Genomic DNA, 13,613 nt, shown 5'->3' with positions numbered 1-13,613 from the left:
GAGGCTGCATGAGCACGAATTTCGACGCCAGCTGGGCCGACAGCGCCCGGCAGTTTCAGCAGATGGTGGGCGAGGGCTGGAGCCAGATGCTGCAGGTCCTGCAGCCCAAAGAAATGGGCGCCGCGCTGTCCATGCCAGCTGCTGGCCCGGTGAGCTTCGCGCCCGACAAGCTGGCTGCGGTGCAGCAGCGGTACCTGCAAGAGGTGCAGGCGCTGTGGAGCCATGCGCTGCATCACGACGAGGCACCCCTCAGCAACGACCGCCGGTTCGCGGGCGAGAATTGGGCGCACAACCCGTTGTCGGCGTTCTCGGTCGCGGCCTACCAGTTGCAGGCGCACGCGCTCATGGGCCTGGTCGACGCGGTGCAGGCCGACGACAAGACCCGCGCACGCATCCGCTTCAGCGTGGAGCAGTGGCTGGCCGCCATGGCGCCCAGCAACTTCCTGGTGTTCAACGCGGATGCGCAGCAAAAGGCCCTGGAAACGCACGGCGAGAGCATCGCCAAGGGCGTGGCCAACCTGCTGCACGACCTGGGCCAGGGGCATATCTCGATGACCGACGAGAGCCGCTTCGAAGTGGGTCGCAACGTGGCCACCACCGAGGGTGCCGTGGTGTTCGAGAACGAGCTGTTCCAGCTGCTGGAATACAAGCCGCTCACCCCCAAGGTGTACGAGCGGCCCCTGCTCATGGTGCCTCCGTGCATCAACAAGTACTACATCCTGGACCTGCAGCCCGACAACTCGCTGATCCGCCATGCCGTGGCCCAGGGCCACCGCACCTTCGTGGTGAGCTGGCGCAACCCCGATGCGTCGCTGGCGCACAAGACCTGGGACGACTACATCGACGAGGCCGTGCTCACGGCCATCGCCACCGTGCAGCAGATCGCTGGCGCCAAGCAGATCAACGCCCTGGGCTTTTGCGTGGGCGGCACCATGCTGGCCACGGCGCTCGCGGTGCTGGCGGCGCGTGGCGAGGAGCCTGTGGCCAGTTGCACTTTCCTGACCACGCTGATCGATTTTGCCGACACCGGCATCCTCGACGTCTTCATCGACGAAGGCTTCGTGCGCATGCGCGAACTGCAGATGGGACAGGGCGGGCTCATGAAGGGCCAGGACCTGGCATCCACCTTCAGCTTTCTGCGCCCGAACGACCTGGTGTGGAACTACGTGGTGGGCAACTACCTCAAGGGCGAGACGCCGCCGCCCTTCGACCTGCTGTACTGGAACAGTGACAGCACCAACCTGCCTGGGCCGTACTACGCCTGGTACCTGCGCAACTTCTACCTGGAAAACAACCTCATCCGGCCGGGGCGGCTCACCGTGTGCGGCGAGTCACTCGACCTGACCCAGGTTCAACTGCCTGTGTACATCTACGGCTCGCGCGAGGATCACATCGTGCCGATCGGCGCGGCCTACGCCTCCACGCAAGTATTGCCGGGGGACAAGCGTTTCGTGATGGGCGCGTCGGGCCATATCGCGGGGGTCATCAACCCGCCCGCCAAGAAAAAGCGCAGCCACTGGCTGCGCGAGGATGGGCAACTGCCCGCCACGCTGGATGCATGGCTGGCTGGGGCCACCGAACTGCCCGGCAGTTGGTGGGACGACTGGTGCGCATGGCTGCACTGCCACGCCGGTCGGCAGATCTCCGCACCCAAGGCCTATGGAAAGGCGCCGAAATTCAAGGCCATCGAACCCGCGCCAGGGCGCTACGTGCAGCAAAAGGCCTGAGGCCGGCGCCGCACGCTCCCGGGGCGGTGTTGCGGCGCGCTGCGGGGTGACTACGCAATAGTCCTGACACCGGGCCGACAGACAATGGCTACTGGCCTGCGGCCGTGCAGCCGGCAGGTGCCACTCCCGAAAGGACACACCATGGAAGACATCGTCATCGTTTCCGCCGTGCGCACGCCCGTGGGCAAGTTTGGCGGCGCACTGGCCAAGACCCCCGCGACCGATCTGGGCGCCATCGTCATCCGCGAGGCGCTGGCACGCGCCCGCGTCGCTCCCGATCAGGTGGGCGAGGTCATCATGGGCCAGGTGCTTGCGGCCGGCTGCGGCCAGAACCCGGCCCGCCAGGCCATGATGAAGGCGGGGCTGGCCCAGGAGACGCCCGCGCTCACCATCAACGCCGTGTGCGGCTCGGGTCTCAAGGCCGTGATGCTGGCCGCCCAGGCCGTGGCGACGGGCGACAGCGAGATCGTCGTGGCCGGCGGCCAGGAGAATATGAGCCTGGCACCGCACGTGCTCAATGGCTCGCGCGAAGGCCAGCGCATGGGCGACTGGAAGCTGGTCGACACCATGATCGTCGACGGCCTGTGGGACGTGTACAACCAGTACCACATGGGCATCACGGCCGAGAACGTGGCCAGGCAGCACGGCATCACGCGCGAGATGCAGGATGCGCTGGCCCTGGCCAGCCAGCAAAAGGCCGCCGCCGCCCAGGACGCAGGGCGCTTCACGGACGAGATCGTGCCGGTGACACTTGCGCAGAAGAAGGGCGACCCCGTCATATTCGCGGCAGACGAATATCTCAACCGCAAAACCAGTGCCGAAGCTCTGGCTGGCCTGCGCCCCGCCTTCGACAAGGCCGGCTCGGTCACAGCGGGCAATGCCTCGGGCATCAATGACGGTGCGGCCGCCGTGGTGGTGATGAGTGCCAGCAAGGCTGCGGCCCTGGGCCTGCAGCCGCTGGCCCGCATTGCGGCCTACGGCACCAGCGGACTGGACCCCGCCACCATGGGCATGGGCCCGGTGCCTGCATCCCGCAAGGCATTGCAGCGCGCGGGCTGGAGCGTGGGCGATGTGGACCTGTTCGAACTCAACGAGGCCTTCGCTGCCCAGGCGTGCGCGGTGAACAAGGAACTCGGCATCGATCCCGCCAAGGTCAACGTGAATGGCGGCGCCATCGCCATCGGTCACCCCATCGGTGCCTCGGGCTGCCGCGTGTTGGTGACCCTGCTGCACGAAATGCAACGCCGCGATGCCAGGAAGGGCCTGGCTGCGCTGTGCATTGGTGGAGGCATGGGCGTGTCCATGGCGCTGGAGCGTTGAAGGCGCGGCACCCTTTGGGACGGGTGCCCTGCATGCAAAAAGGCCGCACGGGGAAGCCCGTACGGCCTTTTTTGTCGGCGCAGGCGGCAACGGCTGGCTACGGAGTGCAAAAACGCGATGATGCCCGGTTTTTTGCGCCGCAACAATAATGCCGGGGCGCAGTGTTTTCCTCCTCGGTATTGTCGTAATTCTTGGGTAGAGTGGTCACTGATCTGATTCACTTTTGACACATCCAAGGAGCACACATGAGCCAGAAAGTTGCGTACGTCACCGGGGGTATGGGGGGCATCGGCACGGCCATCTGTCAGCGTCTGCACCGGGACGGGTTCAAGGTCATCGCCGGGTGCGGCCCCACGCGCGACTACAACAAGTGGCTGGGCGAGCAAAAGGCGCTGGGCTATACGTTTTACGCGTCGGTCGGGAACGTGGGCAACTGGGAGTCCACGGTGGAGGCCTTCACCCAGGCCAAGGCCGAGCATGGCAGCGTGGATGTGTTGGTGAACAATGCCGGCATCACGCGCGACCGCATGTTCCTCAAGATGTCGCGCGAGGACTGGGACGCTGTCATCGAAACCAACCTCAACAGCATGTTCAACGTGACCAAGCAAGTCGTTGCAGACATGGTGGACAAGGGCTGGGGCCGCATCATCAACATCAGCAGCGTGAACGGCGAGAAAGGCCAAGCCGGCCAGACCAACTACTCGGCGGCTAAGGCTGGCATGCACGGTTTTTCGATGGCGCTGGCGCAGGAACTGGCCACCAAGGGCGTGACGGTGAATACCGTCAGCCCCGGCTACATCGGCACCGACATGGTCAAGGCGATCCGCCCGGATGTGCTGGAAAAGATCGTCGCCACCGTGCCCGTGAAGCGCCTGGGCGAGCCCAGCGAGATCGCGTCCATCATTTCGTGGCTGGCCTCCGAAGAGGGCGGCTATGCCACCGGGGCGGATTTCTCGGTCAACGGCGGCCTGCACATGGGCTGACCTAGCGGCAGCTGGAAAAGGCTGCCTTGAAATGCAAAAGGAACGTGGCGGCACGTTCCTTTTTTTGTCTCCACCCTGAAGTGGGCGGTGTGAATCGGGGCCGGTAGCTCCCGGCAGGCCCTGGCAGTGGCTTGGAATTGCGCAGTGCGGCGATTCCTCCAACGAACGGCCTTCAGAACAGGCCGAGTGGACGCTTACAGGCGGGCCGGGGCGCGCTTGCGGTCACGTTCGTCTTCGGGCCAGGCAGAGAGGATTGCAGTCATGGTCATAGGGAAAACTCCTTAGATGTACCCACAACGCGGCCCCCTGGGGGGACGTTGACAGTGCGCTGCAAAAAAATGCAACCCCGGGATATCCCCAGAATTTACTCCTGAAAAAGGAGCTGCCTGCGCTTTATGCGTAAGGCTTGGAGGCTGTTTTTATACAGATATCAAAAATACCTGTATCCCCTCAGCGCGCCAGTTCCTCCAGCGCTGAGGAAACATCCAGCCACTTTTCCTCAAGGGCTGTCACCTCTTCGGTGCAGTCCTTGAGCCTCCGCCCGCATTCCGCGATGTCCGCGGGGGGCAACGGCTGCATGAGCCGTTCTTCCAACTGCGCTTTTTCCCGGTTCAGGGCTTCCAGGCGCTGGTCGATTTTTTCAAGCTCTCGCTTGAGGGGGCGGGTTTTCTCGGCCAGTTGCTGGCGGGCCTGGGCTTCCTGGCGGCGCTGCTCGCGGGCGTCGCGCTGGGGAGGGGCGGCAGTGGCGGTTGGGAACGCGGCCTCGGCAACGACCACCTGCTCGGCTGCGCGGGCCAGTTCGCGCAGGCGTTTGGACTCCTCAAGCAGGTAGCGCTGGTAATCGTCCAGATCGCCGTCGAAGGGCGCCACGGCACCCCGGCCCACCAGCCAGAACTCATCGCACACGGCGCGCAGCAGCGCCCGGTCGTGGCTGACCAGCATCACCGTGCCCTCGAACTCGTTGAGCGCCATGGACAACGCCTCGCGCGTGGCCAGGTCCAGGTGGTTGGTGGGCTCGTCCAGCAGCAACAGGTTGGGACGCTGCCAGACGATCATGGCCAGCACCAGGCGGGCCTTCTCCCCGCCGCTCATGGTGCCCACGGCCTGGTGCACCATGTCGCCGCTGAAGTTGAAGCTGCCCAGGAAGTTGCGCAGGTCCTGCTCGCGGCTGGGTTCCTGGGCCTGGGCACCCAGTTCGCGCGCCAGGCGCACCATGTGCTCCAGCGGGTTATCGCCGGGGCGCAGCACGTCCAGCTCCTGCTGCGCGAAGTAGCCGATCGACAGGCCCTTGCCCTCGGTCAGGGTGCCGGAGAGCGGCGCCATGGTGCGGGCGATGGTCTTGACCAGCGTGGACTTGCCCTGGCCGTTGGCGCCCAAAATGCCGATGCGCTGGCCGGCCAGCACCGAGCGGTTCACGTGGCGCAGGATGGTGGTCTCGCTGCCATCCTCGGCGCGATAACCGAAGGACGCGTCGGTGATGGCCAGCATCGGGTTGGGCAGGTTGGCCGGCTCCTTGAACTCGAAGGTGAAGTCGGCCGAGGCCAGCACGGGGGCGATCTTCTCCATGCGCTCCAGCGCCTTCACGCGGCTTTGTGCCTGTTTGGCCTTGGTGGCCTTGGCCTTGAACCGATCGATGAATTTCTGCAGGTGCGCGATTTTGTCCTGCTGGCGCTCGTAGGCCGACTGCTGCAGTTCCAGTTGCTGGGCGCGCAGCTCCTCGAACTTGCTGTAGTTGCCGCCGTAGCGGGTCAGGCGCGCGTTATCGATGTGCAGCGTGACCTGGGTCACGGCGTCGAGGAATTCGCGGTCGTGGCTGATGACGACCAAGGTACCGTTGTAGCGCTGCAGCCAGGCTTCCAGCCATACCAGCGCGTCCAGGTCCAAGTGGTTGGTGGGCTCGTCCAGCAGCAGCAGGTCGCTGGGGCACATCAGCGCGCGCGCCAGTTGCAGGCGCATGCGCCAGCCGCCGGAGAAGCTGTTGACCGGGCGCTCCAGCTCCGCCACCTGAAAGCCCAGGCCCAGGATGAGCGCCTGCGCGCGCGCGGTGGCGTCGTGCGCACCGGCGTCTGCCAGGTCGGAGTGCGCCTGGGCGATGGCCATGCCATCACCCGCCTGCTCGGCCGTGTGCAGCGCCTGGTGCAGCTCCGACAGGCGGGTGTCGCCCTCCAGTACGAAGGCGGTGGCAGACTCGTCCGTCTCTGGCATGTTTTGCGCCACCTGGGCCATGCGCCAGGCTGCGGGCAGGAAGAAGTCACCGCCGTCTTCGTGCAGCGAACCATTGAGCAGCGCGAACAGCGTGGACTTGCCAGCGCCGTTACGCCCGACCAGGCCGACATGCTCCCCGGGGTTGATGGTGACGGAAACGCCGTCGAGCAATACCTTGGCGCTGCGGCGCAGCGTGACGTTCTTCAGGGTGATCATGGGTCAAACCAATGGACGGGGCCGGGGCCGGATGGGCCGGCGCCGTCACTTTGCGGGAGCGAGTGGGAGCAGGGCCTGGCGCGTGAGCAGCAGCACCTGGTCGCTGCCGGCGCTGGTCTCCAGCCAGAACACGGGCAGGTCGGGAAAGGCGGCCTCGAAGTGTTCGCGTTCGTTGCCGATCTCCAGCACCAGCACGGCGTCTTCGCTCATGCGCGCCGGGGCGTCGGCCAACAGCTGGCGAATGAAGTCCATGCCGTCGCTGCCGCCCTGCATATTGCCGGACAGGGCCAGCTCGGGCTCGGCCCGGTATTCGGGCGGCAGCTGGGCCATGCTGGTGGCGTTGACGTAGGGCGGGTTGCACAGGATCAGGTCCCAGGGGCCGGGCAGGGCGGCCAGGCCGTCGGACTCGACCAGCGTGATGCGCTCCTGCAGCCCGTGCCGGTCCACGTTGATGCGGGCCACGGCCAACGCGTCGGGTGAGAGGTCGGCGCCCGTCACCTGCACGTCCGGGTACGCCATGGCGGCCAGCACGGCCAGGCTGCCGTTGCCGGTGCACAGGTCGAGCACGTGGCGCGTCTGGTCGCTGAGCCAGTCGTCGATGCTGCCGTCGGCCAGCAGTTCGGCAATGAAGCTGCGCGGCACGATGGCGCGCTCGTCCACGTAGAACGGCACGCCCTGCAACCAGGCCTCGCGCGTGAGGTAGGCAGCCGGCTTGCGCGTGGCGATGCGTTCTTCAAAAAGTGTAGCTACCAGCGCTTGATGGGCGGGCGTTACGGGCCGATTTGCCACTGAACCTTCAGCACCCTCGTCGAGCACGCTGTCCAGCGGCAGCCCCAGGCGCCACAGCACCAGCCAGGCGGCCTCGTCCTGCGCGTTGGCAGTGCCGTGGCCGAAGGCCACGCCGGCCTGTGTGAGGCGCGCGGCGCCGCTGGCGACCAGCGCACCGACGGTGTCACCGTGCACTTTCGCGGTCATGCGCCCGCCAGTGCGTTGAGGTGCTCGAGCGTGCGGCGGTAGATGTTCTTGAGCGGCTCGATGTCGACCAAGCGCACGTTCTCGTCGATCTTGTGGATGCTGGCGTTGGGCGGGCCCAGCTCGATCACCTGGGGGCAAATCTGGGCAATGAAGCGCCCGTCGCTGGTGCCGCCGGTGGTGGACAGCTCGGTTTCCAGACCGGTCTCGGCGCGGATGGCTTGCTGCACCGCCTGCACCAGTTCGCCCGGCGTGGTCAGGAAAGGCTGGCCGCCCAGCGTCCAGGTCAGGTCGTATTCCAGTGCGTGGCGGTCCAGTACCGCATGCACGCGCTGCTGCAGCCCTTCAGCGGTCGATTCGGTGCTGAAGCGGAAGTTGAAGTCGATCACCACCTGGCCGGGGATCACGTTGGTCGCGCCGGTGCCGCCGTGGATGTTGCTCATCTGCCAGCTGGTCGGCGGAAAGAAGGCGTTGCCCTCATCCCACACGGTGGCGGCGAGCTCGGTGAGCGCGGGCACGGCCTGATGGATGGGGTTGCGCGCCAGCTGCGGGTAGGCGATGTGGCCCTGCACCCCCCGCACGGTGAGCCGCCCGGACAGCGTGCCGCGGCGGCCGTTCTTGATCATGTCGCCGGTTTGCTCGACCGAGGTAGGCTCGCCCACGATGCACCAGTCCAGCCGCTCCCCGCGCGCGCGCAACTGCTCAATGACCACCTTGGTGCCGTCCACCGAGGGGCCTTCCTCGTCGCTGGTCAGCAGCAGCGCGATGTCCAGGCGCGGGTCGGGCGTGGCGGCCAGGAACTCCTCGACCGCGACGACGAATGCGGCGATCGAGGCCTTCATGTCACTCGCGCCGCGGCCGTACAGGCGGCCGTCCCGGTGTGTGGGGGTGAACGGCGGGCTGCTCCACTGCTCCACGGGGCCCGTGGGTACCACGTCGGTATGGCCGGCGAATACTACTGTTTTGGTAGCTGCTTGCGCTTGTCCAGAGCGCGCTGCAGTGCGTTTTGACCACAAATTGCTGACGCGGAAGTTCTCGGGCCCGCTGTCCAGTCGTTCGCAGGCAAAGCCCAAGGGAGCGAGGCGCCGGGCCAGCAGGTCCAGGCAGCCCGCGTCGTCGGGCGTGACGGAAGGGCGGGCGATGAGCTGTTCGGTCAGTAGCAGGGTGGGGGACATGGGTACAGGCGGCGCACTGCCGTGCAGCGGCCGCGAAACGGGCTCAGGCGGGCTTGACGTCCAGCACGATCTCGGTGAACGAGGGGGCATCGTCCTCGGACTGTTGGCCGGCATCGTTGACGGCGCGTGCCGACTTCGCGGCAGCCGAGAAGTCGTTTTGCAGGCGCCACATGAGGTTGGTGGGGGAATCGGCGTAGGCCAGGCCTTCCTTGCGGTCGATCTTGCCCTCCAGGATCAGGTGGGCCAGCGCTTCCTCGAAGGTCTGCGAGCCTTCGGCCATGGATTTTTCCATGGCCTCGCGGATCCCCGAGAAGTCGCCCTTTTCCACCAGCTCGGCCACCAGCTTGGTGTTGAGCATGACCTCCGCTGCGGGCACGCGATCGCCGGTCGTAGTGCGTACCAGGCGCTGCGAGATGATGGCCTTGAGCGCGGACGCCAGGTCGCCCAGCATCGTGGGGCGCACCTCCACGGGGTAGAACGACAGGATGCGGTTGAGGGCGTGGTAGCTGTTGTTGCCGTGCAGCGTGGCCAGGCACAGGTGGCCCGACTGGGCGTAGGCGATGGCGGCGGACATGGTCTCGCGGTCGCGGATTTCGCCGATCAGGATCACGTCGGGCGCCTGTCGCAGCGCGTTCTTGAGCGCGGTCTGCAGCGACTGGGTGTCGCTGCCGATCTCCCGCTGGTTGACGATGGACTTCTTGTTCTTGAACTGGTATTCGACCGGGTCCTCCACCGTGAGGATGTGGCCGGTCATGGACTCGTTGCGCGCGTCCAGCATCGCCGCCAGCGTCGTGCTCTTGCCCGAGCCCGTGGCGCCCACGAGCAGGATCAGGCCGCGCTTTTCCATGATCAGCTCGCTGAGCACCGGCGGCAGGTGCAGCGTGGACAACTGCGGGATGTTCTGCGTGATGAAGCGGATCACCACCGCATAGGTGCCGCGCTGGCGCATCGCGCTGACGCGAAAGCGCCCTACGCCGGTGAGCGGCACACCCATGTTGAGCTCACCGGTCTCTTCCAGCTCTTCGATGCGGTCGGGGGGGACGATCTCGGACAGCAGGTTCTTGGGCGCGTCAGGCGGCAGGATCTGGCTGTTGATCGGCACGCATTCGCCGTTGATCTTGATCAGCGCCGGTGCGTTGGCCGACAGGTAGACATCGGATGCCTTCTTGTCGGCCATCAGGCGCAGAATCCGCTCCATCGTGCTCATGCTGGTTCCCTCTCAGTGCTGGTTATGTATGCGTGCAGTGCCGGTGCGGCGTAGCTTCAGTCGCGCAGCAGATCGTTCAGGCTGGTGGTGGAGCGGGTCTTGGCGTCCACCTTCTTGACGATGATGGCCGCGTACATGCTGTAGCGGCCACCGTCCTTGGGCAGGTTGCCGCTGACCACCACCGAGCCAGCGGGCACGCGGCCGTAGGTGATCTCGCCCGTGGTGCGGTCGTAGATCGGCGTGCTCTGACCGATGTACACGCCCATGCTGATGACCGAGTTCTCTTCGACGATCACGCCCTCGACGACTTCGGAGCGCGCGCCGATGAAGCAGTTGTCCTCGATGATGGTCGGGTTGGCCTGCAGGGGCTCGAGCACGCCGCCCAGCCCCACGCCGCCGGACAGGTGCACGTTCTTTCCGACCTGCGCGCACGAGCCCACGGTGGCCCAGGTGTCCACCATGGTGCCTTCGTCCACATAGGCGCCGATGTTCACGTAGCTGGGCATCAGGATCGCACCCTTGGCGATGAAGCTGCCGCGGCGCGCCACGGCCGGCGGCACCACGCGCACGCCGGTGGCGGCCATCTCGTCGGCGGACAGGTGGGCGAACTTGGTGGGCACCTTGTCGAAGAAGCCCAGGTCCCCGGCCTTCATGAGCTCGTTGTCCTTCAGGCGGAACGACAGCAGCACGGCCTTCTTGATCCACTGGTGCACGGTCCACTGGCCCACGCCCTCGCGCGTGGCTACGCGCAGCGTGCCGTTGTTGAGCTCGGCGATCACATGCTCGACGGCGTCCACCACTTCCTTGGGCGCGGCGGAGGGCGAGAGGCTGGCGCGGTTGTCCCAGGCGTTGTCGATCAGGGTATGCAATTGTTGGGTCATGGATGGAATCACGTACGGGATTGGATGAATTGCACGATGCGCGAGGCCGCTTCGGCGCATTCTGCGGTCTCGGCCACAAGGGCCATGCGCACGCGCTGGGCGCCGGGGTTGGCGCCACCGGAATCGCGGGCGAGATAGCTGCCCGGCAATACCGTGACATTGTATTGAGCCAGCAGGGCCTGGGCGAACTCCGCATCGCTCATGCGCAGGGCGTCGGGCACCTTGGCCCAGAGGTAGAAACCCGCGTCGGGCAGGCGCACGTCCATCACCTCGGCGAGCATGGGCGTGACCTGGGCGAACTTCTGGCGGTAAAGGGCGCGGTTTTCTTCCACGTGCACCTCATCGTTCCAGGCAGCCACGCTGGCGGCCTGCACGGCGGGCCCCATGGCACTGCCGTGGTAGGTGCGGTACAGCAAAAACGCCTTGATGAGTGCCGCGTCGCCCGCCACGAAGCCGCTGCGCAGGCCCGGCACGTTGCTGCGCTTGGACAGGCTGGTGAAGGCGATCAGGTTGCGGTAGTCGCTGCGTCCGAGCTTGGCTGCAGCCTCCAGGCCGCCCAGTGGTGGCTCGTCGCGGAAGTAGATTTCGCTGTAGCACTCGTCTGAGGCGATCACGAAACCGTAACGGTCGCTCAGCGCGAAGAGCTTCTCCCACTCGGGCAGGGGCATCACGGCGCCCGTGGGGTTGCCGGGCGAGCACACGAAGAGCAGTTGCGTGCGCTGCCATACGTCCTCGGGCACGCTGTCCCAGTCCACGGCAAAGTTGCGGGCTGGATCGCTCGGGGCGTAGTACGGCGTGGCGCCGGCCAGCAGCGTGGCGCCTTCATAGATTTGGTAGAACGGGTTGGGGCACACCACGGTGGCGCCCGCGCGGGTGGGGTCCACCACGGTTTGCGCGAATGCGAACAACGCCTCGCGCGAACCGTTCACCGGCAGCACCTGCGTGGCGGGGTTGACGGGAATACGGTAGCGCCGCTGCATCCAGCCGGCACAGGCTTCGCGCAGGCTGGGGTCACCGGCGGTGGAGGGGTAGCTGGCCAGGCCTGCCAGGTTGGCGGCCAGGGCCTCCTGGATGAACGGCGGCGTTGCATGGCGTGGCTCGCCGATGCCCAGGCTGATGGCGCGGTGAGCGGCCGAGGGCGTCACCCCCGCAAAAAGCTGTCGCAGCCGCTCGAACGGGTAGGGCTGCAGTAGGGAGAGCAGGGGATTCATAGGGGGGCGATTATCAGGGATGCGGCCGGGCGCCATAGGGCGCGGCCCCGCCACCCGTTCCCAAAAACAACTACAGGGTTTGATCGCTCTACACAGCCGTCGAATTTGGTTACAAATGGCATCAATTCATCAGTGCGACGCGCCAGGGCGCGCATTTCAGCCAGCGAGGGGGACAAAAGCGATGACGGTTTCATTCATTCTGCGGCCGGGCGTGGGACTCATGCGGCGCCTGCGTTTCTCGGCCAAGCTGGCCCTGTTGGGAGGCGTGGCCGTGTTGGCACTGCTGGCCGTCGCGGGGGTGCGGGGATGGGGGCCGCGCGCCACGTGGGGCGTGTGTGGCGTGGCGGTGCTGGCCACCGCCTATCTGGCCACGGCTTTCCAGGCCAGTGTGGCGGGCGACCTGCGGCGGCTGAGCGGCGTAATGGAACGTACGGCGCAGGGCGACCTGTGCAGCCGGGCCGAAGTGCGCGGCCGCGATGAACTGGCGCACATGGGCGAGCAACTCAACCGCATGGTGTACACGCTCTCGTCGATGGTGGCCGACATCCGCAGCAACGCGGCGCTGGTGGCGCACGCGGGTCAAAGCCTGGCGGCGGACAACCGCGAACTGGCCGACCGGACCGAGCAACAGGCCGCCAGCCTGGAGCAGACCGCGGCCAGCGTGGAGGAGCTGTCTTCCGCCGTGAACAACAACGCGCAGGCGGCCGGCGTGGCCGATCAGCGCGCCGGCGAGGTGCGCCAAGCCGCTGAGGCGGGCACCCAGGCGATGGCGCGGGCGGTGGAGGCGGTGCAGGGCATCCAGAACGATGCCCGTCGCATGGGCGAGATCATCCAGGTGATCGACGGCATTGCCTTCCAAACCAACATCCTGGCGCTGAATGCCGCCGTGGAAGCGGCACGCGCGGGCGAGCAGGGCCGGGGTTTTGCCGTGGTGGCGGCCGAGGTGCGCACGCTGGCGGGCCGCTCGGCCGAGGCGGCGCGCGAGATCCGCGACCTCATTGGCACGTCCGTGCGGCAGGTGGAGGGCAGCGCGGGGCTGATCCGCACCGCCGGTGAGGGTATTGCGGCCATGGCGCAAGGCATCCGTGGCGTGGCCGGGCATGTGAGCGAAATCTCCCACTCGGTCAATGAACAGGGCACGGGTCTGCGCGAGATCAGCACCGCGGTGCAGCAACTGGACCAGATCACGCAGCGCAATGCCCAGATGGTGAGCGATGCCCTGCGCGAGGCGCAGGCGCTGGAGAGCCGGGCGTCTACCCTGTCCCGGGCGGTGCTGGCGTTTCGCCTGCAGCAGGGTACGGCCGAGGAGGCCGTGGCCCTGGTGCAGCGCGCTGCGGCCGTGCAGCGCGGCCTGCCGCGCGAGGCCTTTCTGCGCACGTTGACCGACCCCGCACAGCCCTACCACGACCGCGACATGTACGTGTTCGCGCTCGATGCGGGCGGCACCTACCTGGCCTTTGGCGGCAATCCCGCCAAAGTGGGAACGCGGGTGCAGGACATTCCCGGTATTGCCGGGGATGCGCTGGTCAGCGCCATCGTGGCCCAGGCCGAACGCGCGCCGGGCTGGGTGGAATACGACATCACCAATCCGGCCACGGGCGCGGTGCAAACCAAGATGTCCTACGTGCAGCGCACGGGAGATGTCTATCTGGGCTGCGGCGTCTACAAGTCGCTCGCGGCCTGATGCGGCAGGCCTGTCGCCGGTTCGCCCCGTAT

General features: G+C 66.6%; 10 protein-coding genes. 4 read left to right on the top strand and 6 right to left on the bottom strand.

What is annotated here, in order from left to right; genetic code table 11:
• Nucleotides 1-8: 8 nt before the first annotated feature.
• The 3 genes from MRB47_RS11395 (at nt 9) to phbB (ending at nt 4,030) form a co-directional block, all read left to right on the top strand.
• Nucleotides 9-1,727, top strand: a complete 1,719-nt coding sequence (locus MRB47_RS11395) for a PHA/PHB synthase family protein (protein ID WP_252100751.1) — start codon at nt 9-11, stop codon at nt 1,725-1,727.
• Nucleotides 1,728-1,868: 141 nt separating this feature from the next.
• The gene (locus MRB47_RS11390) at nt 1,869-3,047 is read left to right on the top strand and encodes an acetyl-CoA C-acetyltransferase (protein ID WP_123676294.1); all 1,179 of its coding nucleotides are present in this window, start codon (nt 1,869-1,871) and stop codon (nt 3,045-3,047) included.
• Nucleotides 3,048-3,292: 245 nt separating this feature from the next.
• Entirely contained in the window at nt 3,293-4,030 is a 738-nt protein-coding gene (gene phbB, locus MRB47_RS11385) for an acetoacetyl-CoA reductase (protein WP_015913416.1), read from the top strand.
• 450 nt (nt 4,031-4,480) lie between these two features.
• On the opposite strand, the gene MRB47_RS11380 is transcribed toward phbB, so the two are convergent.
• The 6 genes from MRB47_RS11380 to dapC are packed head-to-tail and all read right to left on the bottom strand — an operon-like array spanning nt 4,481 to nt 11,897.
• A complete protein-coding gene (locus tag MRB47_RS11380; RefSeq protein WP_252100750.1) occupies nt 4,481-6,451 on the bottom strand; it encodes an ATP-binding cassette domain-containing protein in 1,971 nt (656 codons plus the stop codon).
• A 45-nt stretch (nt 6,452-6,496) separates the two neighbouring features.
• Entirely contained in the window at nt 6,497-7,426 is a 930-nt protein-coding gene (gene prmB / locus MRB47_RS11375) for a 50S ribosomal protein L3 N(5)-glutamine methyltransferase (RefSeq protein WP_252100749.1), read from the bottom strand.
• Complete coding sequence (gene dapE, locus MRB47_RS11370; protein WP_252100748.1) at nt 7,423-8,598, bottom strand: succinyl-diaminopimelate desuccinylase; 1,176 nt, start codon at nt 8,596-8,598, stop codon at nt 7,423-7,425. The genes prmB and dapE overlap by 4 nt, the downstream gene beginning before the upstream one ends.
• Nucleotides 8,599-8,641: 43 nt before the next feature.
• Entirely contained in the window at nt 8,642-9,805 is a 1,164-nt protein-coding gene (locus MRB47_RS11365) for a PilT/PilU family type 4a pilus ATPase (RefSeq protein WP_088886622.1), read from the bottom strand.
• Nucleotides 9,806-9,861: 56 nt separating this feature from the next.
• The gene (gene dapD / locus MRB47_RS11360; RefSeq protein WP_252100747.1) at nt 9,862-10,686 is read right to left on the bottom strand and encodes a 2,3,4,5-tetrahydropyridine-2,6-dicarboxylate N-succinyltransferase; all 825 of its coding nucleotides are present in this window, start codon (nt 10,684-10,686) and stop codon (nt 9,862-9,864) included.
• Nucleotides 10,687-10,694: 8 nt separating this feature from the next.
• Complete coding sequence (gene dapC, locus MRB47_RS11355; protein WP_252100746.1) at nt 10,695-11,897, bottom strand: succinyldiaminopimelate transaminase; 1,203 nt, start codon at nt 11,895-11,897, stop codon at nt 10,695-10,697.
• A 181-nt stretch (nt 11,898-12,078) separates the two neighbouring features.
• Between dapC and MRB47_RS11350 the strand changes: the two genes are divergently transcribed.
• Nucleotides 12,079-13,581, top strand: a complete 1,503-nt coding sequence (locus MRB47_RS11350) for a methyl-accepting chemotaxis protein (protein ID WP_252100745.1) — start codon at nt 12,079-12,081, stop codon at nt 13,579-13,581.
• Nucleotides 13,582-13,613 lie beyond the last annotated feature (32 nt).

This window comes from Diaphorobacter sp. LI3 (genome assembly GCF_022807955.1).
Lineage (GTDB): Bacteria > Pseudomonadota > Gammaproteobacteria > Burkholderiales > Burkholderiaceae_C > Diaphorobacter > Diaphorobacter nitroreducens.
This window is presented reverse-complemented; position numbering and strand designations above follow the sequence as displayed.